The following is a 26,176-nucleotide window of genomic DNA, read 5'->3' as shown; positions in this document are numbered from 1 at the left end:
ATTCGTGACACAAGCGACAGAAATTCAAGATATTTACCCTTTATCATATATGCAGGAAGGCATGCTGTTTCATTCGCTTCTGGATTCCGGATCAAACGCATATGTCGAGCAGATTTCGTTTACAGTCAGCGGGGATTTATGCTTTGATACATTCCAAAAAAGTCTGGATATGCTTGTCAGCCGCTATGATATTTTCAGAACGATTTTCATAAAAGAAGTGCCTGACCTTGAAGGTCCGCAGCAGGTTGTCCTTTCACGCCGTGACACAGCCGTACAGACTGAGAACATTTCAGACTATTCGGAAGAACGGCAGCAAAGCATCATTGACAAATTCAAGGAAACCGACCGGCATAAGGGGTTCGATCTGCAAAAAGGCCCCTTAATGCGCCTGACTCTTTTTCAAACAGGAGAAAACCGCCATACATGCGTTTGGACTCATCATCACATTATGATGGACGGCTGGAGCTTGGGCATTGTGCTGAAAGATTTCTTCAGCATGTATTATGCGATCCGGAACGGGCGGCCTGTAAACCTCGGCAGTCCGGCTCCTTACAGCTCTTATATCAAATGGCTCCGAAGCCGGAATAAAGAAGAAACGTCAGCGTTCTGGTCGCGCTGCTTGGAAGATTACGGAGAAGTCGTTTCCGTTCCGCAAACGAAGGATAAGCCGGTGCAAAACGGTTATGCATCTGAGCATTTTCAATTTTCCCTTGAGTCTGAAACCGTGCAAAAGCTGACAGACATTGCCCGAAGCACCGGGGTCACGCTGAATACTTTATTTACGAGCATTTGGGGACTGCTTCTCCACCGTTACAACGGCACTGAAGATGCGGTATTCGGTTCAGTTGTTTCCGGCAGGCCGTCAGCTATCGCCGGCATCGAATCCATGGCCGGGCTGTTTATCAATACCGTGCCGGTAAGGGTGCGCGCGGCTGGGGATATGACTTTTTCTTCTCTTCTCAAAAAGGTGCAACAAGAGTCACTCGCTGCGGAAGAGCACAGCTATTATCCGCTGTATGACATCCAAAACGAGAGCGGCCTGCAAAAAGATCTCTTGAATCACATCCTGGTCTTTGAGAATTATCCGGTTCAAATGCAGACTGCGGTAAACGGCTGGCAGCAAACTGAAAGCAGTGCGCTCTCACTTGAAAACTTTTCGATGGCGGAAGAAACCAATTACGATCTTAACGTCGTCATCGTTCCGGGAGAAGAGTTTTATGTGAAATTCAGCTACAATGCGGGCATCTACGATCAGGAAGACATGAAACGGATCAAAGGACATATTCTGGAGGTCATCTCCTGTGTAACGGAAGATCCGGACAGGCTTTTATCAAGCATCAGTCTCGTGCCTCCGGAGGAAGAAGCCCTGATTCATTCGTTTAACGAAACGAACCGTCCGTACCCTGAGACAACCGTTCATGGGCTGTTTGAAGAACAGGCGGCAAAAACGCCTGACCAAGAGGCGTTGAGATATAACGGGGTAAGCTGGAGCTACAAGAAATTAAATCAGCGGGCGAATCAGATTGCGCATGCGTTAAGGGAAAAAGGCGCCCGTTCCGATCAGATCACCGCTGTTATGCTGCGCCGATCAATGAGTACGGTTGCCGCTCTGCTCGGAATTTGGAAGTCGGGCAGCGCCTATATGCCGATTGATGCGGAATTTCCGCCTGAACGGATTTCATTTTTACTGAGAGACAGTGAAGCCTCACTGCTCGTGACTGAAAAAGACCTGCTCCCCCTCATTCCGCCGCATTTCAAGGGCAGCGTCGTCATCATGGAGGAAACGGTTTCCCAGCAGACTGCACCGCTTCCGCCGATATCTGACAGCGGAAATTGGGCGTATGTCATTTACACCTCCGGAACGACAGGCCGGCCGAAAGGGGTGCTTGTACAACACAAAGCGATCAGCAATACATTGCAATGGCGGCGTGAAGAATACGGGATGACAGAAGGGGACATAGCGCTTCATCTTTTTTCATACGTATTTGACGGGTCATTAACGAGTCTTTTCACTCCGCTTCTGTCGGGCGCCTGTGTATTGTTAACTGATGAAGATGATGCGAAAGACGTCCTTTCAATAAAACAGAAAATCGCCCGCCACGGGGTGAGCCATCTTCTGATCGTTCCGTCTCTGTATCGCGTTCTGCTTGATTCGCTGACGAAAAAGGATGCGCAGACGCTTCGGGCGGTGACATTTGCCGGGGAAGCGGCCACTCCCGATATCGTAGAAGCGAGCCGCGGCATATGCCCGAATGCCGAGCTGCTGAATGAATACGGTCCGACGGAAAACAGTGTGGCTACGACGATTCTGCGCAACCTTCAAAAAAGCAGCCGGATTACGATCGGACGCCCGATCGCCAACACTTCTGTCTATATGATGCACGGAGATCGGCTGCAGCCGGTCGGAGCCGTCGGTGAACTGTGTATTTCCGGAAAAGGTCTGGCGGACGGATATTTTCAGCAAAAAGAGCTGACGGACAAAGTCTTTACCCCTCATCCGTTTCGTGAAGGTGAACGGCTGTACAGAACGGGAGATGCAGCCCGATTTTTACCGGATGGAACGATTGAATATATGGGACGCTTTGACGATCAGGTGAAGATAAGAGGTTACAGAATTGAATTAGGAGAAATCGAAACGGCACTCAGAAGTCTGTCCGGGGTAAAAGAGGCGGCAGTCACCGTGCGCAAAGCGGCGGACGGGGAACAGGAGCTTGCAGCTTATGTCGTACTGGAAAACGCGGGTGTGACATTTGACCCTCATGCCGAATTGGCCGGGAGATTACCTGCTTATATGATACCGGGAAGCTTTACCAAATTAACGGAGATGCCGCTTTCTGTGAGCGGAAAACTTGATCGGGCCGCACTTCCTGAGCCGAAAGAAGCTGAGAGAACCGGTGATTATCAAGCTCCGCGCACAATGCTTGAGACTGAGCTGCTGTCTATTTGGCAAGAAGTGCTGAAACGGGAACACATCAGTATGAGAGATGATTTCTTCCAAATCGGCGGACAGTCGCTGAAAGCCGCGTCGCTTGTTTCAAACATACATAAACGGCTGCAAATTGAGCTTGCCGTCCGCCATGTTTTTGAACATCCGACAATCGAGAGCATGGCCCGCTTCCTTGAACAGAGGAAAAGAGGAGAATATGCAGAAATCACGCCTGCTGTGGCAAAGGACTTGTACCCGCTATCTTTTGCGCAAAAAAGGCTCTATGCCCTTCACCAGCTTGCGGCGGACAGCACGGGCTATCATATGCCCGCTTGTCTGGAACTGAGCGGCAGACTCAACCGGGATCGTCTGCACGAAGCCTTTTCAGCGCTGTTACAAAGGCATGAAGCGTTACGCACATCATTTGTTTTACGAAACGGGGAGCCGATGCAGCACATACATGCACATGTCGATCTTGACCTCACAGAGATTCACATGCCATCCGGGAACCTTCTTCAAGAGGTGATGGAAACTTTCGTCAAACCGTTTGACGTGGAAAAAGCGCCGCTTTTGAGAGTGACTTTAGCCAAAGTTACTGAAGAACGTCATTTTCTTCTGCTTGATATGCATCATCTTATCGCAGACGGTGTGTCAATGAGCGTTCTGATTCAAGAATTGACGGATTTATACAGAGGAAAAGAGTTGCGGCCGTTAAAACTCCAGTACAAAGATTTTTCCGTCTGGCAGCATGAGCGGTTTGCCGCTGAAGAATTCAAAAGACATGAGAGTTATTGGCTGGAGACGATCGGGGAAAACATTCCCGTACTTGATCTGCCGCTCGATAAAAAGCGCCCGCAGCTTCCTGATTTCAGCGGGTCCGCGGTTCGAACGCGCCTACAAAAGGAAACGGCGGAGAATTTGCGCCGGCTCATGGATGAGACGGGTTCGACGCTGTATATGATTCTTTTGGCAAGCTACTCCTTGTTCCTTTCTAAATTGAGCGGGCAGGAAGACATTGTCGTCGGTTCACCTGCGGCCGGCAGAAGCCGCGCTGAGCTTGACGGGGTCATCGGCATGTTTGTAAATACCGTGGCAATGAGAAGCAGGCCGAAAGGGGATAAGACATTCCGCGCTTATTTAGAAGAGGTGAAAATGCTCGCCCTCGGCGCGGCCGAACATCAGGACTTCCCGTTTGAAGAACTTGCCCAAAAGCTTGATACACACCGGGAAGTCAATCGCAATCCGCTGTTTGATGCCATGCTCGTTTTGCAAAACAGTGATGATTTCGAAGTGAACCTTCCGGGCTTAGCCGTTTCTTCACATGCAGTGAAACATGACATTTCAAAATTCGACTTGACGCTTCATGCCGAGGAACGGCCGGATGGCTCACTGGATTTTCATTTTGAATACAGTACCGCGTTGTTTGAAAAAGATACGATTGAACGGTGGGCCGGTCATTTTAAAGAGCTTTTAGGACAAATCGCATCGGTTGATGAGCGGAAGCTGTCTGACATTCATTTGCTGGGCATAAACGAGCGGCAGATGCTTCTTCAAGCGGAAAATCAAACGGCGGAGTATCCGAGGCATGAAACGATCGTCAGTTTATTTGAAGCACAGGCGGAAAAAATGCCGGATCAAATTGCAGCCGTCATGTCTGATGAGCGTCTCACCTACCGCGAGCTCAATGAAAAGGCGGATCGAATCGCCGATATGCTGTCGGAAAACGGCATCCGCTCCGGACAGATTGTCGGAATTATGACCGAACGATCTCCGGATATGCTGATTGGGATTCTCGGTATTTTAAAAGCGGGAGGAGCTTATCTGCCGATTGATCCTGACTATCCGGACGAGCGGATTTCATTTATGCTGACTGACAGCGGCGCGCGTGCTCTGTTGACGCAATCGGGTCTTGGGATATCCGGAATGGACGGGCTGCCGGTATTATACATCGATAAGCCTGAATCCGTTTCAGCAGACAGAACGAAAAAAATGATAACGCCTGAACAGCCGGCTTACGTGATTTACACATCGGGCACAACCGGAAAACCGAAAGGCGTTATGACGGAACACCGCAATGTCATCAGCCTTATCACACATAAAGGACTGCCGTTTGATTTCGGCTCTGAAGACGTCTGGACGCTGTTCCATTCCTATTGCTTTGATTTTTCTGTCTGGGAAATATTCGGCGCGCTCTTATACGGCGGAAAGGTAGTCATCGTGCCGAAAGACACAGCCCGTGATCCGCATTTGTACCGGCAGCTGCTGCAAAGTGAAGGCGTAACGGTGCTGAACCAAACGCCGACGGCTTTTTCCGGACTCATTCATGAAGAAGCCGGGCATACGGACAAGCTGAAGCTTCGATATGTCATTTTCGGCGGAGAGGCGCTTCAGCCCGGCATGCTGAAAAGCTGGAAAGAGAAGTACCCGGAGACGGAGCTTGTTAATATGTACGGCATTACGGAAACCACGGTTCACGTCACATCCAAAAAACTGAATATGGATGATATTGAGAGAAACAAAAGCAATATCGGCAGACCGCTGGAAACCCTTCATGCTTTTGTCATGGACGCTTATATGAATCCGCAGCCGATCGGAATTCCCGGTGAGCTTTATATCGGCGGGGAAGGCGTCGCGAGGGGGTATGTAAACAGGGATGATTTAACCGCCTCCCGTTTCATCACGAATCCGCACGGCATGCGGCTCTACCGGACGGGCGATATCGCCAAAAGGCTCTCAAATGGCGAGCTGGAATATGTCGGGCGGAAAGATGCGCAAGTAAAAGTCAGAGGCCACAGAATTGAGCTGGGAGAAATTAAATCAGCGCTGCAAGAGCTTTCCTCCGTGAAAGAGGCCGCCGTGATCACACGTGCTGATCAGCATGGTCAGCACTCCATTTACGCTTACGCGGTCTTACACGGAAACGAAAAGATAAAAGAAGCAGAGATTCAGGCCTCTCTCAGAGCTTTTCTGCCGGAATATATGATTCCCGCCCGCTTGATAGAGCTTGATGAACTGCCTTTGACGGCGAATGGGAAGCTGGACGAGAAGGCGCTCCCGCAGCCTGAATTAAATGATAGCCTTGGAGATGATATCAGCCTGAGAAATGAAACTGAAGAAATGATGGCTGACATCTGGGAAGAACTCTTAGGTGTTGAAGGACTCGGTCCCAATGCTCACTTCTTCCATCTCGGCGGGGATTCGATTAAAGCGCTGCAAGTATGTGCGAGGCTGAAACAGCAGGGCTATGAAACGACCGTCCGCGAGCTGTTCGAGCATCAGACACTGGGAGAAGTATCGATGCGGCTCCGGAAAGTCCGCCGCGTGATTGATCAGGCTCCCGTCACGGGAGACGTGCCGCTGACGCCGATCCAGCACTGGTTCTTGTCGCAATCATTGCCGCACGATCATTTTAATCAGTCCGTTATGCTCCGCAGTGCGGACAGAATCAATGAATCTGCTATGAGAAAATCGTTGGCACAGCTTGCGGTTCATCATGACGCATTACGGATGGTATGCGGCACGCAAAACGGATCGGTGATTCAATACAACAGGGCGGCAGACCTTTCTGAAGAAGAACTCTTTACGTTTGAAACGCATGACGTGAGAGGGAAAGGTTCATTACAAGAGGAGCACGCCGCAATTGAACAGGCGGCCGCCCGTATTCAAACTTCCATTCGGCTGGAGACGGGGCCGCTCGTAGCTGTCGGATTATTTCACGCTAATGATGGCGATCATCTGCTGCTTTCCATTCATCACCTTGTCATTGACGGTGTATCATGGCGGATTTTATTTGAAGATCTCACCGCGTGCTACAGGCAGGCGCTCGAAGGAAAAGAAGCCGCGCTTCCGGCAAAAACCGATTCCTATCAGACTTACGCGAAGCAAATCTGTGATTATGCAAAAAGCCGCCGGCTGTTACAGGAAGCAGACTACTGGTCCGAAAGAGAAAAAGCGGCGGTCGAACCGCTTCCGAAAGATGCCAGCATCTCTTCTAATCTTCTGAAAGATACAGATGTGATGACCGTTACATTGACAAAACAGGAGACTGAGCAGCTGTTAACGGAAGCAAACAGAGCATACACAACAGAGACGGGCGAATTATTGCTTGCCGCGTTAAGCCTTGCGCTGAACAGATGGACCGGAAACGAGACATTCAAAATCAGCATGGAAGGCCACGGAAGGGAAGAGCACTTGGAGCATCTTGATATCAGCAGAACCATCGGCTGGTTTACGTCAATTTATCCGGTATTGGTTGACGCAAGTTTTCAAGATCAGGCTGATGACGGCGAGCGGCTCGGCTATCACATTAAACGGACAAAAGACATGATGCGCCGCATTCCGCATAAAGGAGCGGGATACGGGGTGCTGAAATATATAAGCAAACTCTGGGAAGAAACTGAATCTGATTCTCCTAAAATCAGTTTTAACTATCTGGGGCAGTTTGACAGGGAGATCCGTTCCAGCGGCTTTGGTGTTTCTCCCGTAAAAGCGGGAAATGAAGTCAGCCCGGACTGGGAACGTCCGTACACACTTGATATCAGCGGCTCCGTATCGTCGGAATGTCTCAGCATGCATGTCGTGTACAACCGTTTTCAGTATCAAAAAGAAACGATTGAAGTTTTGACGGGACATTTTCATGCCTTTCTCAAGCAGATCATCACGCATTGCACAGGCAAAGAGGAGCGTGAATGGAGCGCCGCTGATTTCAGTGACGAGGAGTTAACGCTGGAAGATCTGAGTGACATTATGGGAGCCGTCAACAAACTATAGAAAAGGAGTGGCGCAATGGGGCAGCAACCGGAAATACAAGATATATATCCTTTATCTTTTATGCAGGAGGGCATGCTTTTTCATTCTCTGTTGGATCATGACTCAAGAGCCTACTTCGAACAAGCGGTGTTTACGATCAACGGACAGCTTGACCGGGAACGATTCCAAAAAAGTTTAGATGCTGTTTTTGAACGATACGATATTTTCCGTACGACATTTATTCATAAGAATGTGGCGAAGCCCCGCCAAGTCGTGTTGAAAAACAGGCCGAGCCGCGTTCAGTTTCATGATATTTCTCATTTGGATGAGAAGGCACAAGACAAATATGCCGACCGGTTCAGAAAAGAAGATAAAGATAAAGGCTTTGATTTGCAATCAGACCCTCTCATGAGAGTCTCTATTTTGAAAAAAGCGCCTGAACGCTATGTTTGTATATGGAGCCATCATCATATTGTCATGGACGGCTGGTGCTTCGGGATTGTCATGAAGGAATTTCTGATGATCTATCAATCTCTCGGAGACGGACGGCTTCCGTCTCTCGAGCCTGTTCAGCCATATGGAAAGTATATTAAATGGCTCATGAAGCAGGATCGTAAAGAAGCCGAGATTTTTTGGAAAACGAGACTTGCCGATCTTGAGCAATCGGCGTCTCTTCCGAAAAAATCCGCGGAACCAAATGGCGAACTTGAGCAGGCGGTTTTCACCATTTCTGAAGAGCAGACAAATGAGCTGAAGAACATTGCGGCAAGGGCGGGAGCAACGCTGAATACAGTGTTCCAGGCACTGTGGGGCATTTTGCTGCAGCGTGTCAGCCGCTGTGATGACGCCGTTTTCGGTTCTGTCGTTTCCGGCCGGCCGTCGGATCTCGCAGGCGTGGAAAAAATGGTGGGACTGTTTATTAATACGATTCCCGTGCGGGTGAAAAGCGGTTCATTTTCTTTTCTGGAGCTCGTCAGGCATTTGCAGCAGGAGACGCTGCAAGCAGAAGCGTACAGCTATTATCCGCTGTATGACATTCAGGCGCAAAGCCCTTTGAAGCAAGCGCTGTTTGACCACATTATCGTGTTTGAAAATGTGCCGGCCCAGCGTGAAATTGAAAATGTGAGTCAGGCCGGTTCATTTGATTTTGCGGTAGAAGATTTCACGATGGAGGAAGTCACAAACTACGGATGCAGCATAAAGGTGATTCCGGGAAGTTCTCTTTATATCCGCTTAAACTTTGATACCGGTATATACGATCGTGTTTTTATGAAGAATATCGAAACATTTTTACGGCATATGATGAAGTCAGTCATTTCCGACCCTGAAATGAGCGCCTCCGAGATCGCATTGCTGGATGCGTGTGAAGCCAGAAATATGCTGGATGCGTTTAACCGTACAGAAGCGGTTGAACCGCCGGCTCCGACGCTTCACGGGCTGTTTGCCCGCCGCGCCGCGCTTTCGCCGCATCGTCCGGCGCTCCGTTTTCCGGGCGGTATGCTGACGTACGCTGAGCTCGATCAGTACACAGACAGGCTCGCCGTTTGGCTCCGCCAAAAAGGCGTCCGCAAAGAAAGCATGGTCGGCGTACTCGCTGAACGCTCGCCGGAGATGGTGGTTTCAGTGCTTGCCGTGTTAAAAGCGGGCGGCGCCTATGTGCCGCTTGACCCGGACTATCCTGAGGACAGGCTGCGCTATATGCTCAATGACTGTGCCGCTTGTCTTCTGCTTGCACAGCCGGGATTATCCGTTCCCGGTTTTTCCGGCGAGACGCTAGAAGTGTCTCTTTCTGCTCTGACAGGCGAGACGGAGACAGGGGCTGTCTCTGAAGAAGCGGATGCTGATTCGCTCGCTTATATCATTTATACGTCCGGTTCGACGGGAACACCGAAGGGAGTGGCTGTTGAACACCGTCAGGCCGCCGCCTTTTTATCAGGGATGCAAGGGCAGTTTCCGTTAACGGAAGAGGATATTATCGTTATGAAATCATCCTTTTCATTCGACGCCTCCATCTGGCAATTGTTTTGGTGGACGATGTCCGGCGCCTCCGTGTATCTGCTTCCTGCCGGATGGGAGAAAGATCCTGCGCGGATGATTGAAGCGTTTGCCTCAGAAAAGGTGACGACCGCGCATTTTATTCCGGCGATGGTCAACAGCTTTTTAGATGCGCTGGAAACAGAGCCTGAGGAAACAAGAACACGCCTCGGCAGAACACTGACACGCGTGTTTGCCGGAGGGGAAGCTCTTTCCCCGCTTACGGCTGCCCGGTTTGCCGATCTGTTGCCGGAGACCATGCTTATTCACGGCTATGGACCGACAGAAGCGACGGTTGATGCGGCGTTTTACGTCTGTGACCGAAAACGGGACAGCGGACGGACAAGGCTTCCGATCGGAAAACCCGTTCCTGGTGCCCGTCTGTATGTATTAGATAGCGGAGGAACCATCCAGCCTGCGGGTGTGGCAGGAGAGCTGTACATCGCAGGGACAGGGGTGGCCCGGGGGTATCTGAACCGGCCTGAGCTGACGGAGGAGCGTTTTCTCGATGATCCGTTTTATCCGGGCGAGCGCATGTATCAGACGGGCGATATCGCACGCTGGACAGAAGATGGCCTTGTCGAATGGCTCGGCCGTTCAGACGGACAGGTGAAAGTCCGAGGCTACCGGATTGAACCGGGGGAAATCGAAGCGGCGATCCGGCGCATCGACGGCATTCGTGAGGCGGCGGTCACCGCCCGGACCGAACATGGCGAAACCGCGCTTTACGCTTATATCGAAGGACGGGAAAGCGATGACGTGCGGGCGGAGCTTGCGACACGCCTTCCGGCCTACATGATGCCGGCTCAGTTTATAGAGATGAGCGAATGGCCGGTCATGCCGAGCGGAAAGCTTGACCGCCGCGCGCTGCCGGCTCCCGGCGGAGCGGCAGACAGACAGGCGTACACCGCCCCGCGGAACGTCACGGAAATGAAGCTTTGCGCCCTTTGGGAAGAGGTGCTGAAAAACGGCCCCGTCGGCATCCGGGATCACTTTTTTGAGCGGGGCGGCCATTCGTTAAAAGCGACGGCTCTCGTCTCCCGCATCGCCAAAGAGTTCGGTGTTCAGGTGCCGTTACAGGACATCTTCGCCCGGCCGACGGTGGAAGAGCTCGCTTCGGTTATTCAGGACTTGGAAGAGAGCCCGTATGAAGCGATTCAGCCTGCGCAAAAACAGGACACCTATCCGGTGTCTTCGGCGCAGAAACGGATGTATGTGCTCCAGCAGCTTGAAGACGGCGGTGTCGGCTACAATATGCCGGCTGTGCTGGAACTGACGGGCCCGCTTGACCGCGGCCGGCTGGAGGAGACGTTCCGGCAGCTTGTGGAGCGGCATGAGTCGCTCAGAACGTCCTTTGAAACGGGGCCTGACGGCGAACCGGTGCAGCGCATCCATGACAGCGTACCGTTTCAGCTGGATGAGGCCGAGTCAGCTGACGCATTTGTCCGGCCGTTTTGTCTGGAGGAAGCGCCGCTCTTCCGTGCGGCCCTCGTGAAAGAATCGGATGAACGTCATCTTTTATTAACGGATATGCATCATATTATTTCTGACGGTGTGTCCGTCAACACCTTGATTAAAGAATTCGGCGAGCTGTACGCAGGCCGTTCGCTTGCGCCGATGCGCCTTCAATATAAAGACTATGCCGTCTGGCAGCGGTCGTTTCAGGAGAAAGAAGGATACCAGAAGCAGGAAGCCTACTGGCTGAAGCGGCTTGAAGGAGAACTTCCGGTGCTTGAACTTCCGGCTGACAAGCCCCGTCCGGCTGTCAGAAGCTTTGCGGGCGGCAGCGTATCGTGCACGCTTGACGCTGAAACCGCATCCGGCCTTCACCGCATCGCCCGGGATCACGGCTCCACTTTGTATATGGTGCTTCTGGCCGCGTACAATACGTTACTCGCGCGATTGAGCGGGCAGGAAGACATCATCGTCGGCTCGCCGATTGCCGGGCGTCCGCACAAAGACCTTGAACCGATTCTCGGCATGTTCGTCAACACGCTCGCCATCAGAACGGAACCGAAAGGAGACAAACGGTTCACCGATTACTTGGCGGAAGTCCGCCAGGCCGCGCTTGAGGCGTATGAGCATCAGGACTACCCGTTTGAAGAGCTTGTGGAGCGGCTCGGCGTGCAGCGGGACACAAGCCGCAATCCGCTGTTTGACGTTATGTTTGTGCTCCAAAATATGGAGCGTGAATCCCTGGGGTTAAATAAGCTGCATTTGGCTCAAGCTGCGGATACAAGTCATAAAACCGCAAAGTTTGATGCCACGCTTTACGCGTCAGAAGGGTCTGACGGTTCCATCAGCTTTGATTTTGAATTCAATACAGATATCTATCAAAAACAGACAATTGAAAAATGGCTTTCTTATTTTACCCGTATTCTTACAAAAGTAATTGAAAACCAAGCGATACCGCTTGGTGACATTCATGTACTGGATGATGCTGAAACAAATCGCGTCATTTATCAGTTTAATCAGACGAAAAGCGATTACCCAAGACACGAACCCATCAGCCGTTTATTTGAGCGTCAGGCAAAAGAAACCCCCGATGCCCGGGCAGTTGTATATGATGGACAAATCTTGACATACCGTGAGCTGAACGAACGGGCTAACAGAATAGCGGCGGCTCTCCGATCAAATGGCGTCGGTCCGGAAAGCGTTGTCGCCTTATTAACCGGCCGCACAACAGAGCTTGCTTCCGGAATCCTCGGAATATTAAAAGCGGGAGGCGCCTACTTGCCTATCGGTGACGATGTGCCGCGGGAACGGGCTGAATGGATGCTTAAAGACTGTAAAGCTGATATTCTTCTCCAATCTGATAAACTTGACGGTCTGCCGCTTTCAGGAAAACGTTTATTCATAGAGGATATTCAAACAAAGGCCGGCTTGAGTTCGGAAAATCCCGAACCGCTCGGCGGACCTGAATCGTTGGCCTACATGATTTATACGTCCGGGTCAACAGGTGCGCCAAAAGGCGTCATGATTGAACAGCGAAGCGTGATCCGCCTTGTGAAAAACAGCAATTATATTGATTTTACGCCGGAAGACAGACTGTTGTTTACTTCATCATTAGGATTTGACGTTACGACATTTGAAATATTCGGTCCGCTTTTAAACGGCGCTTCTTTATATGTAAGTGACCAGGAAACCTATCTCGATTCTGATGTTCTGGAAACATTTATACAGCAAAACGGCATTACGACACTGTGGCTGACATCGTCTCTGTTCAACCATTTATCAGAACAAAATAAAGACGTGTTTTCCGGATTATCCCGATTGATTATCGGCGGGGAAGCACTGTCCCCGAGCCATGTAAACCGGGTTCGGAATGCGCTGCCGCATCTCTCAGTATGGAATGGATACGGACCGACTGAAAACACGACGTTCTCGACTTGCTTTTTGATTGAACAATCATACGATCATTCAATCCCGATCGGGCGCCCTGTCGGAAATTCAACCGCATATATCATAAACAGCAGGGGAACACCGCAGCCGATCGGCGTCATCGGCGAATTGTGCACGGGGGGAGACGGTGTGGCAAGAGGATATTTCGGCCGCCCTGAGCTGACGGAAGAAAAATTTGTCCCTAATCCTTTTGTTCCCGGAGAACGGATGTACCGCACCGGAGATTTAGCCCGCTGGCTGCCGGACGGAACGATCGAATATGCCGGGCGGATGGATGATCAAGTGAAAATCCGCGGTTATCGGGTCGAGCTGGGAGAGATTGAAGCCGCACTGAGGAGCCTGGACGGTGTGAAAGAAGCTGCCGTGTCAGTCAGAACCGGGCAGTCCGGCAATAAAGAACTGATCGCATATATGAGTCTGCAGGCGGACATGGATACAGAAAAAGTGCGTTCTTCACTTTCTCAGCAACTGCCGAATTACATGGTTCCGGCTTATATGATGGAACTTGAGAAGCTGCCGCTTACGCCGAACGGTAAATTGGATCGGAAAAATCTGCCCGAACCGGAGCTTACGCTTCAAACCGCGTACACAGCTCCCCGCAATGAGCTTGAAGAACAGCTTTCCGTGATCTGGCAGGAAGTGCTCGGCACAAAACAAGTCGGGATTGAGGACTCATTTTTTGAATTGGGCGGCGATTCAATCAAAGCGCTGCAAGTTTCCGCACGGCTCGGACGCTATGGGTGGAAAATGACGGCAAGTGACTTATTCCGGCACCCGTCCATTAAGGAACTCGCGCCTTTTATCCGGAAAGCGGAAAGAGTCATCGATCAGCGGCCGGTGGAAGGAGACATACCTTGGACACCCGTTCAGCACTGGTTTTTATCACAGCGGATGGAAAACAGAAATCATTTCAATCAGTCCGTCATGATGTTCAGCTCTGACGCATTGCATAAACAGCCGCTCAAAGAAGCCTTGGAGCATCTTGTCATTCATCATGATGCACTCCGGATCACCGTCAGTGCAGAAAACGAAAGTTTCAGACAAATCAATCACGGTATTCAAAAAGCTGAACTGTACACCTTGGACATTTGGGATATGTCTGAGACAGATACTTGGGAAAGAGAAATAGAAACTGAAGTGGCTGCGCTCCAACAGCGGATGGATATTGAAAAAGGGCCGTTATTAAAAGCCGGCTGGTTCAAAACCCGGTCCGGGGATTATTTATTCATCACCGTACATCACCTGGCGGTTGACGGAGTGTCATGGCGTATTCTGCTGGAGGATTTATCTGCCGCTTACACTCAAGCCGTAAAAGGTCAGCCGGTCCAGCTTCCGCCAAAGACCGATTCGTTTAAACAATACGCCGTAAGGCTTTCGGAATACGCAAAAAGCAGCAAGCTGATGCGTGAAGAAGAATATTGGCGTTTTATTGAAGAAGAAACAGCCGCCGAACTTCCTTATGAAAAACCGCAGCATCAGACGGGAGCCGACAGCATTCGGCAAACGGTAAGCTTTACGCTTACAGAAGAAGAAACGTCCGTTTTGCTTCAGCAGGTCAACCGGGCCTACCATACCGATACGCAAGATATTCTTCTGACTGCCGCAGCTTTGGCTTTACGGGACTGGACAGGGGGCGGCAGACTGTGCATCGCGATGGAAGGGCACGGGAGAGAGCACATCATGCCGGAGCTCGACATCAGCCGCACCGTAGGCTGGTTTACCTCCATGTATCCGGTGCTCATTGACTTGAATACAGCAGGCTCAGAACTTGGGACGGCGGTAAAAACGGTCAAAGACACACTCGGAAGAATACCGGATAAAGGAATAGGCTACGGCATTTTAAAATACATGACACCGCCTGAACAAAAAACAATCCGCTTCAGACAAGCGCCTGAAATCAGCTTTAACTATTTAGGGCAATTCAACGATACAGAAGATCAGCACACGTTCAGTCTGTCCGGTCTTGCAAGCGGGCACGACATCACGCCGACATGGCAGCGGGAACAAGCGGTGGAAATGAGCGCGATGGCCGCACAACATAAACTTCACTTCAGTTTGAGCTATCCGCCGAGCCGCTTCCGCAAAGAAACGATGGAACAGCTGCTGCAAACTTTACAGCAATATTTGCGTGATATTATGGCGCACTGCACCGGCAAAGAGGAATCAGAAAAAACCGTTAGTGATTTTAGCAGCAAAACGTTAACATCTGATGATTTGGACAGCATAGCGAGTTTTGTCGAGGAACTGTAGAAAAAGGCGACGGGGAGATTATAACATGACAAAAAAGAATGCAATTCAGGATATTTATCCGCTGTCTTATATGCAGGAAGGAATGCTTTTTCATTCCCTCCTGCAAAAGGAATCACAGGCTTACGCCGAGCAGGCCTCCTTTTCAATAACGGGGAAGGTTGACACCCGCGTGTTTGAAGAGAGCGTTCATGCCCTTTTTGAAAGACATGATATTTTCAGAACGATCTTTATCAGCCAGAACGTGTCAGTGCCGCAGCAGGTCGTATTAAAAGAGCGGAACGTCAGCATTATTGAGGAAAATCTCACTAATTTAAATAAGGCTGATCAAATCAAGTATATCGAAGAAGCCAAACGAAGAGACCGTGAGAAAGGGTTTCATCTGCAAAAAGACATGCTGATGCGGGTGACGCTGCTTCAAACCGGAGAATGTGAATATACGTGCATATGGAGTTTCCATCACATCATTATGGATGGCTGGTGTCTCGGAATCGTGCTGAAAGAGTTCTTCCAGATATACGCCTCACGGCTCCGCCGGACACCATTAACGCTTGAGCCCGCTGTGCCGTACGGGACCTACATCAAGTGGCTGATGGAGCAAGATAAAGAAAAAGCCGCTTCGTACTGGGAGCGGTATCTTGAAGGCTTTGAACAGCAGACTGTACTGCCGAAGCAGAAAAAAGCCGGTAAAAGCAGACAAGAGGAAGTGACGTTTTCCTTTTCAAAAGAGGACACTGCTAAGCTGAAAGAGCTGGCCGTGAAAGAAGAGGTCACGCTGAGCACCATTTTCCACACGCTCTGGGGCATTTTGCTTCAGGCGTATAACCAGACAGAAGATGCGGTTTTTGGTTCTGTCATTTCCGGAAGGCCGTCTGAAATCGAAGGCATCGAGCGAATGATCGGCCTGTTCATTAATACCGTGCCTGTCCGGATCAGCAGGGCGGACATCCCGTTTCAAAAGCTGATCAAAAACGTGCAAAAGGACGCTTTGAAAGGACAGGCTTACAGCTATCATCCGCTTTATGACATACAGGCGAATTCACAGGTAAAACAAGGCTTAATTGACCACATTCTTGTCTTTGAGAATTATCCGATTGAACAGGAGCTTGATGTGCTGAACAGCAAGGGGGACACGAAAGACCTTTTTCACATCCATGATTTCAGCATGGAAGACGAAACCAATTACAGTTTTTACCTGATGGTGGCGCCGGGTGACGAGATTCATTTAAAAATGAGATACGATTCAAGCGTGTATGACCGCCAATTTATCGAAAATATCAAAGGCCATTTGGCACACATCGTCTCCCAAGTTCTCGACAAACCGGACATCACGCCGGACAAGCTTGAAATCATCACTCCAGGGGAAAAAGCGCAGCTGCTTGCGCCGATTTCTGAAGAGACCGAAAAGCCTGAATATGCCACGGTTCATGCAATGTTTGAACGGCAGGCCGCAAAAACACCGGATCAAATCGCGATTCGGTATGAAGGTGAGTCAGTGACGTACAAAGAGCTGAACGAATCGGCTAATAAGCTGGCACGCCTGCTGAAAAAACGCGGTTTAAAGCGGGAGGAGCCGGTAGGCGTCATGCTCGGCCGTTCCCCTTCTTTAGCGGCGGCCGTTCTCGGTATTTTAAAAGCGGGCGGCGCCTTTGTCCCGATAGATCCGGGCAGTCCAAAGGAGCGTATCCGATATGTTATTGAAAACAGCGGCTGCGTCCATGTTGTAACAGAGCGGCATCAGTCAGTCCCCGCGGAACAAGCGCTGCAAGTTACATACATAGAAGACGCCGGGACGGAAGCGGACGGAAGCAATGTGCAATCCATTAATACGGCGGACGACCTCCTTTATATGATTTATACATCCGGTACGACAGGGAAACCGAAGGGTGTGCTGCTCGAACATAAAAATATGGCCAACCTGCTTTCTCACCAATTGACGAACACAGACATTGATTTTTGCACAAATGTGCTGCAGTACGCATCTTTGGCGTTTGACGTCTGCTATCAGGAGTTATTTTCAGTACTCTTGAGCGGCGGCACCCTTTGTATCGTGCCGGAATCAATCAAACGGGATGTTTCTCAGCTGTTTTCGTTTATTGATCAGCACAACACGGAAGTTGTGTTTTTCCCGACTGCGTTTGTCAAGATGCTTTTCAATGAAGAAGGTTATGCACAGTCTTTTCCCCGCTGTGTGAAGCATGTCATTACGGCCGGGGAGCAGCTGACCGTTTCGCGTTTGTTCAGGCAGACGCTCCGTTTACACGGTATGCATCTGCATAATCATTACGGCCCGTCAGAAACTCATGTGGTTTCAACGTATACGATTTCTGCGGGAGATGACATACCTGAACATCCGCCGATCGGGAAACCGATCCATCATAACAAGATGTATATTCTCAGCAAAAACAGGCAGCTTCAGCCTCTCGGAATTGCGGGAGAATTGTATATTTCCGGAGCGAATACAGGAAGAGGCTATGTGAACAATCCGGCGCTGACCGAAGAGAAATTTTTGCCTGATCCGTTCAGAACAGACGCCGTCATGTACCGGACCGGAGATTTGGCAAGACTGCGTGCGGACGGCCAAATTGAATACATCGGCCGGACAGATGATCAAGTGAAGATCAGAGGGTACCGGATTGAACCGAAGGAAATTGAAACCGTCCTGGCAAATCATCATGCCGTGAAAGAAGCTGCCGTTCTGATTCAAACGAATGAGTCGGGCGAAAATGAATTATGCGCTTACTGCAGCGTCTCACAAGCGACTGATCCTTCTCAGCTGCGAAGAGATTTGGCTAAAGAGCTGCCTGATTATATGATTCCGGTCAAATGGGCTTTCGTTGACTCGATTCCGCTCACTGCGAACGGAAAAGTCGATCAGCGGGCCCTTCCAGAAGCTTCGGCGTACGCAGCGGGCCGTCGATATACAGCTCCTCGGAATGTGACCGAGCTGAAGCTTACCCGTATATGGGAAGAAGTGCTTCAAACCGGCCCGATCGGCGTTCACGATCACTTTTTCGAGCTTGGCGGCCATTCATTAAAGGCGACGGCACTCGTTGCAAAAATAGCTAAAGAGTGCAGTGTGCAAATCCCGCTGAGCGATGTCTTCAGCCATCCGACTGTAGAAGAACTCGCCAAAATCATCAGTGAAGCAGAAGAGAACCCGTTCGCATCCATAGAAAAGACAGAAACGAAAGAAACATATCCTGTCTCATCCGCCCAAAAACGGATGTACGTCCTTCACCAGCTTGAAAATGGCGGTGTCAGCTATAACATTCCAGCCGTTTTAGAGGTGAAGGGGCCGTTTGACCGAGACAGGATGGAAGCCGTGTTCAAGGAATTGATCCGGCGGCATGAACCGCTCAGAACGTCCTTTGAAGAAAAAAACGGCCTGCCCGTGCAGAGGATTCATGACGAAGTGCCGTTTGCATTTACAAAAGAACAATCAGCCGAAGCGTTTATCCGGCCGTTCGATCTCGGCAAAGCGCCCCTTTTCCGGGCGGGATTTGTCCAAATAGAAATAGACCGGCATCTGCTTTTAGCTGACATGCATCATATTATTTCAGACGGCGTATCCGTCAATCTTTTGATACGTGAATTCAGTGAGCTGTATGCTGAGAGAAGTCTGCCGCCGTTACGGATTCAATACAAAGATTATGCCGTCTGGCAGCAATCATTTATGGCGGGCGCCGCATATCGGAAACAAGAGGAGTACTGGCTGAACCGGCTTGCCGGTGAGATTCCCGTGCTTGAATTGCCGGCTGATAAGCCGCGTCCCCCGGTGCGGAGCTTTTCCGGAGACCGGGTGTCATTTGTCATCAGCGAAAAACATACAGCACAGTTGAAAAAGCTGGCGAAAGAAAACAAATGCACACTGTATATGACGCTGCTTGGTGTGTACACGGTTCTGTTAGCCCGTTTAAGCGGACAGGAAGATATGATCGTCGGGTCTCCGATTGCAGGAAGGCCTCATGCCGACCTTGACGCCGTTCTGGGCATGTTTGTCAATACGCTTGCTTTCAGGACGCGTCCCGACGGAAGCATGACATTCAAAGAATATTTAAAGGAAATTCGCCAAACAGCGCTTGAGGCTTACGAACATCAGGATTACCCGTTAGAAGAGCTCGTCGATAAGCTCGGTGTGCCGCGGGACATGTCCCGAAATCCGCTGTTTGACACAACATTTGCGCTGCAAAATATGGAACAGCAGAAGCTTAGGGCAGCCGGACTTGAACTGCAGCCTGCAGACGTCAGCCTGCCGATTTCTAAATTTGACTTATCGCTGTACATCTCTGAAAACGCCGGTGAATTGTACTGCCAGTTTGAATACAGCACCGATTTGTTTAAGAGAAAAACGATTCAAAAATGGGCGGGATTTTTTACGACACTTGCCGAAAACGCCGCGGCTGATCCGGGCTTGGATTTAGACGATATTTCTGTTTTGACAGAAAAAGAAGAAGCGTCTCTGCTTCAAGATTTCAGCCCCTTGCAGAAAACAGCGTTTCCGCTTCATCAGCCTCTTCATGATCTGCTGGAACAGCAGGCGGAAAAAACGCCGGACCGTCCGGCGATTTTAACTGATGACATTTCGATTACGTATCAGGAACTGAACGAAAGGGCAAACGAGCTTGCGCATCAGCTGATCAAGCGGGGGATAAGGCTGGAGGATAAAACTGCCATTATGGGCCGGCGTTCTCCTGACATGCTGATCGGCATTTACGCTGTCTTAAAAGCAGGCGGTGCATATCTGCCGATTGATCCGGATTACCCCAAAGAGCGGATTCGTTTTTTACTGAAAGACAGCGGCGTGAGATTCTTACTGGCAGAACCAGAACTTTTGGCCGCAGATCTTTTTGAGGGAGAAATGATCTCTCTGAAAAGCGGACAAACAGGAAACCCGGAAGCTGCGGCCAACCCTAACGTTCCGGTAAAACCTGATTCATTGGCTTATATCATCTATACATCCGGTTCTACGGGACGCCCAAAAGGCGTGCAGGTTGAACATCGGTCAGCCGTAAACTTTTTATACTCACTGCAAACGCGTTATGGATTAAGTGATTCTGACATCATTTTGCATAAAACATCATATTCTTTCGACGCTTCGATTTGGGAGCTGTTTTGGTGGCCGATCGCGGGAGCTTCTGTTTTCCTCCTTCCGCAAGGCGGCGAGAAAGACCCTGAAATGATACTGAACGCATTGGAGAATAACCGCATAACGGCGGCCCATTTTGTGCCATCCATGCTTCATGCTTTCTTGGAATATATAAATTCCAGAAAACAGCCGATCAAAAAGACCTGCTTAAAAAGGGTTTTTGCCGGCGGCGAACAATTGGGCCCGCACCTGGCTTCCCGTTTTTATGACCTTCTGCCGGGAACGGAATTGACAAATTCCTACGGTCCGACGGAAGCGACAGTAGAAGCGGCGTACTTTGATTTGCCGCAAGGAAAAGAATTTCACAATGTTCCGATCGGCATTTCCGGACATAACATGCGGCTGTATATTTTAAATCAAAAGAAACAGCTTCTGCCGCCGGGCTGTATCGGAGAGCTGTACATCGCGGGGACAGGGGTGGCCCGCGGCTATCTGAACCGGCCTGAGCTGACGGAGGAGCGTTTTCTCGATGATCCGTTTTATCCGGGAGAACGCATGTATCAGACGGGAGATATCGCACGCTGGACAGAAGACGGCCTTGTTGAATGGCTCGGACGTTCAGACGGACAGGTGAAAGTCCGCGGCTACCGGATTGAACCGGGGGAAATCGAAGCGGCGATCCGGCGCATCGACGGCATTCGTGAGGCGGCGGTCACCGCCCGGACCGAACACGGAGATACCGCGCTTTACGCCTATATCGAAGGACGGGAAAGCGATGACGTGCGGGCGGAGCTTGCGACACGCCTTCCGGCCTACATGATGCCGGCTCAGTTCATAGAGATGAGCGAATGGCCGGTCACGCCGAGCGGAAAGCTTGACCGCCGCGCGCTGCCGGCTCCCGGCGGAGCGGCAGACAGACAGGCGTACACCGCCCCGCGGAACGTCACGGAAATGAAGCTTTGCGCCCTTTGGGAAGAGGTGCTGAAAAACGGCCCCGTCGGCATCCGGGATCACTTTTTTGAGCGGGGCGGCCATTCGTTAAAAGCGACAGCTCTTGTCTCCCGCATCGCCAAAGAGTTCGGTGTTCAGGTGCCGTTACAGGACATCTTCGCCCGGCCGACGGTGGAAGAGCTCGCTTCGGTTATTCAGGACTTGGAAGAGAGCCCGTATGAAGCGATTCAGCCTGCGCAAACTCAGGACACCTACCCGGTGTCTTCGGCGCAGAAACGGATGTATGTGCTCCAGCAGCTTGAAGACGGCGGTGTCGGCTACAATATGCCGGCTGTGCTGGAACTGACGGGCCCGCTTGACCGCGGCCGGCTGGAGGAGACGTTCCGGCAGCTTGTGGAGCGGCATGAGTCGCTCAGAACGTCCTTTGAAACGGGGCCTGACGGCGAACCGGTGCAGCGCATCCATGACAGCGTACCGTTTCAGCTGGATGAGGCCGAGTCAGCTGACGCATTCGTCCGGCCGTTTTGTCTGGAGGAAGCGCCGCTCTTCCGTGCGGCCCTCGTGAAAGAATCGGATGAACGTCATCTTTTATTAACGGATATGCATCATATTATTTCTGACGGTGTGTCCGTCAACACCTTGATTAAAGAATTCGGCGAGCTGTACGCAGGCCGTTCGCTTGCGCCGATGCGCCTTCAATATAAAGACTATGCCGTCTGGCAGCGGTCGTTTCAGGAGAAAGAAGGGTACCAGAAGCAGGAAGCCTACTGGCTGAAGCGGCTTGAAGGCGAGCTTCCGGTGCTTGAGCTTCCGGCTGACAAGCCCCGTCCGGCTGTCAGAAGCTTTGCGGGCGGCAATGTATCGTGCACGCTTGACGCCGAAACGGCATCCGGCCTTCACCGCATCGCCCGGGATCACGGCTCCACTTTGTATATGGTGCTTCTCGCCGCGTACAATACGTTACTCGCGCGCCTAAGCGGGCAGGAAGACATCATCGTCGGCTCGCCGATTGCCGGGCGTCCGCACAAAGACCTTGAACCGATTCTCGGCATGTTCGTCAACACGCTCGCCATCAGAACGGAGCCGAAAGGAGACAAACGGTTCACCGATTACTTGGCGGAAGTCCGCCAGGCGGCGCTTGAGGCGTATGAGCATCAGGACTATCCGTTTGAAGAGCTTGTGGAACGGCTCGGCGTACAGCGGGACACAAGCCGCAATCCGCTGTTTGACGCCATGCTTGTCGTTCAGAATATGGAGCATGAGGAACTGCTGTTGGACGGTTTGCATATTCAGAATGCGGACGTGTCCCGTCCGGTTTCCAAATTTGATGTCACTTTGCAGGCTTCTGAAGGCGGGGGACAGATTCATTTTCTGTTTGAATATGCGGCGTCATTATTCCGGAAAGAAACGATGCAGCGCTGGGCTTCCCACTTTATGACGATGCTTGAACACATTGTCCGTGAACCGGAAACTTCTATACAAGCGATCAGCATGCTGACTGCTCCGGAACGGAACCGGATTCTTTCGGACTTTAACGGCATGGCGGATCAACAGCTGCCTGAAAAAACAGTTCATGAACTGTTCATCACCCAGGCGCGAAAAACACCGGATGCGGCAGCCCTTATCAGCGGGGAAACTTTAATCACATATAAAGAATTAGATGAATGGTCGAATAAAATCGCCAGAGCTCTGCAAAAACGGCAGATCGGACCGGATGCCGCCGTCGGCATTGTGATACCAAGATCACCGGAACAAGTCGCGGCAGTCTTCGGGGTTTGGAAAGCCGGGGGCGCCTACGTCCCGATAGACCCTGAATATCCGGAGGAACGCAAGCAATATATCATCTCAGACAGCGGCACAGCGCTTCTCCTTACCGTACACGGCGCAATAGATCAAGTGCCTGATCATTTTAAAGGTGAAGTGCTCGCACTGGAGGATATCCAAGAACAAGACGCATCACCGGTTCAGTCATTATCAGCACCGGAAGATTTGGCTTACATCATTTACACGTCCGGGACGACAGGCAAGCCGAAAGGGGTTATGGTCGAACATCGTTCCGTCAGCCAAACCCTTCAATGGCGGAGCGGATTTTATGATCTGAATGAGAAAGATACGATTCTTCAGCTCTTTTCATTTTCCTTTGACGGGTTTGTAACAAGCATGTTCACACCGCTGATTTCCGGTGCGAAAGCGGCCGTTTTAGCTGAAGATGAAGTGAAAGATATTCTTGCTATTAAACACTATCTTGCATCTTACCGCATCACTCACATGATCATTGTTCCCGTGCTGTATCGCACACTGCTTGACGTACTGGAGCCGGGTGATGCCGAGTCTCTCCGGATTGTCACATTAGCGGGAGAAGCCGTCGACCAAAACGTTATCAGCCGCAGTTTATCAGTTTGTCCACACACTGAGCTTGCCAATGAGTACGGCCCGACGGAAAACAGCGTCGCCACTACAGCGGCAAGACATATAGAACAAAGTGAGAACATCACGATCGGCCGTCCGATTGAGCATTCACACGTTTATATTTTAAACGGAGATCACCCGCAGCCGATCGGTGTAACGGGAGAACTTTGCATCTCGGGTTCCGGCCTTGCAAGAGGATACCGCAATCTTCCTAAGCAAACGGCCCAATCCTTTGTCCAAGACCCGTTCCGGAAGAACCGGCGCATGTACCGCACGGGCGACCTGGCAAAATGGCTGCCGGACGGCACGCTGCAATATATCGGCCGAATGGACGAGCAAGTCAAAATCAGAGGCTACCGGGTGGAACTGAAAGAAATTGAATCCGCCTTAACAGGCATAAAAGGTGTCAAAGAAGCAGTCGTCACCGCTCTGCCCGCATCAGCAGGCCAAACGGAACTATGCGCTTATATCGTGACAGAAGAAGGAACGGAAAGTGAAACCGTGCAGCAGGCGCTCAGAAATGAAATGCCCGCTTATATGGTGCCGGCGTTCTTTGAAACACTTGAAGCCCTGCCTGTCACACCGAACGGGAAGCTTGACCGCCGCGCGCTTCCTGAGCCGCAGAAAAAAGCGCACACCGGACGGGCATTTACCGAGCCTGAAAGCGACATGGAAAAAGAGCTTTCCGCGATTTGGAGCGAAGTGCTCGGGACTGAAAATATTGCCGCGGATCAATCATTTTTTGAACTGGGCGGCGATTCCATCAAAGCCCTGCAAGTATCAGCCCGATTACATCAGGCAGGAAAACAGATCGCCGTAAAAGATATTTTCAGCCGGCCGACAATTAGAGAGCTGGCGCCTTATGTCCGTACAGAGCGGCAGCCGGTCAGCCAAGCTCCTGCAGAAGGAGAAGTGAAGTGGTCGCCGGTTCACAAATGGTTCTTCACACAAGACATGAAGGAAGCAAACCATTTTAACCAGTCCGTCATGCTGACGAGAACAAATTCAATAGATGAAGAGGCCCTGAGGAAAACGTTAAAAGCCATTACCGTTCATCATGATGCCTTGCGCCTTGTCTGCAAAAAAGACGAAGAGAAAGGTCTTCTCCTCTTCAACAGACCGGCTGACCTCGCAGATGAGCAGCTTTACAGCCTGACCATTTTAGAAACGGAAGGCGATGAGCATGAGAAGGAACGTTTTGTAAAACGCCGCGTCGCAGAGCTTCAGAGAAACATGGATTTGGAGAACGGGCCGCTTGTACAGGCGGGGCTGTTCCGCTCTGAAGCAGAAGATTACTTGTTTCTGACGGTCCATCATCTCGCTGTCGACGGGATATCATGGCGGATTTTATTGGAAGACTTGGCTTCTGCTTATGAGCAGGCCGTCTCTGGACAGGAAATCAAACTCCCTCCGAAAACCATGTCATTCAAAACATATACGGAGCAGCTGGCCGATTATGCCGAAAGCAGACAGCTTCTTCAGCAGGCGGAGTATTGGCGGGAGATTGAACACTATGAAACAGAAAGTCTTCCTTACGAGCAGGCAGATTTATCTCAAACTCCTGCAAAAAAACGGAACACGGTATCCTTCACTCTGACAGAAAGTGAAACGGACGCCCTGTTGAAAGATGTGCACAGCGCCTACAATACGGATACGCAAGATGTGCTTTTGGCTTCCGCCGTGCTTGCCGTTCAAAAGTGGTCGCCGCGGCACGCGTTGAAAATCGCCCTTGAAGGACACGGACGCCAATCGGAGCAGGCAGGTGCGGACATCAGCAGGACGGTGGGGTGGTTCACTTCCATTTACCCGGTGCTTTTACGGAGCGGAGTTTATGAACCTCATGAAGAATATGAAATTCGCACATTGAAAACCGTCAAAGACACATTGCGGCGCATTCCGGATAAAGGGAACGGATACGGCGTCCTCAAATATTTGACACCGCCGGAGCTTGCCGGGATGACTTTCGGGAAAGCACCGGAGATCAGCTTTAATTATCTCGGACAATTCGATGCGCCCGGCGGGAATCCGGCAGAAACGGAACAGCCTGACGCGTTTCAGTTTTCTCCTTTGGGAGGCGGAGATGATGTGACAGATACATGGAAACGGGAGCAGTCACTTGAAATCAGCGCGATTGCGGCAAAAGGCCGGATGACCGTCAGCATTTCCTATGAAACGGAGCGCTTCCGGCAAGATACGATCGAACGGCTGTCCGAAAGCTGCCGGTATTATCTCCTGAAACTGTCGGAACACTGCCTCAGCAAAACCGATACGGAGAAGACCGTCAGTGACTTTGATGATCGGGAGCTGACTGAGGAAGCATTGCAGGATATTGCCGACTTACTCAGCTTCCACTAAACCGAGCGGGAGGA

General features: G+C 50.9%; 3 protein-coding genes. All 3 read left to right on the top strand.

What is annotated here, in order from left to right; all coding sequences use genetic code 11:
• Window positions 1-4: 4 nt before the first annotated feature.
• Genes RUW00_RS03420 through RUW00_RS03410 form a run of 3 tightly spaced genes read left to right on the top strand, consistent with a single transcriptional unit; the run spans window position 5 to window position 26,162 of the window.
• Window positions 5-7,696: a non-ribosomal peptide synthetase gene (locus tag RUW00_RS03420; RefSeq protein WP_280145145.1), complete on the top strand. Its 7,692-nt coding sequence runs from the start codon at window positions 5-7 to the stop codon at window positions 7,694-7,696.
• A gap of 15 nt (window positions 7,697-7,711) precedes the next feature.
• The gene (locus RUW00_RS03415) at window positions 7,712-15,361 is read left to right on the top strand and encodes a non-ribosomal peptide synthetase (RefSeq protein WP_280145144.1); all 7,650 of its coding nucleotides are present in this window, start codon (window positions 7,712-7,714) and stop codon (window positions 15,359-15,361) included.
• A gap of 25 nt (window positions 15,362-15,386) precedes the next feature.
• Window positions 15,387-26,162 carry a non-ribosomal peptide synthetase gene (locus RUW00_RS03410; protein ID WP_315956492.1) on the top strand — a complete coding sequence of 3,592 codons (10,776 nt, stop codon included), beginning with the start codon at window positions 15,387-15,389 and terminating at the stop codon, window positions 26,160-26,162.
• The last annotated feature ends 14 nt before the right edge of the window (window positions 26,163-26,176 follow it).

The organism is Bacillus sp. IS1, assembly GCF_032461585.1.
GTDB classification, from domain to species: Bacteria; Bacillota; Bacilli; order Bacillales; family Bacillaceae; genus Bacillus; species Bacillus velezensis.
This window is presented reverse-complemented; position numbering and strand designations above follow the sequence as displayed.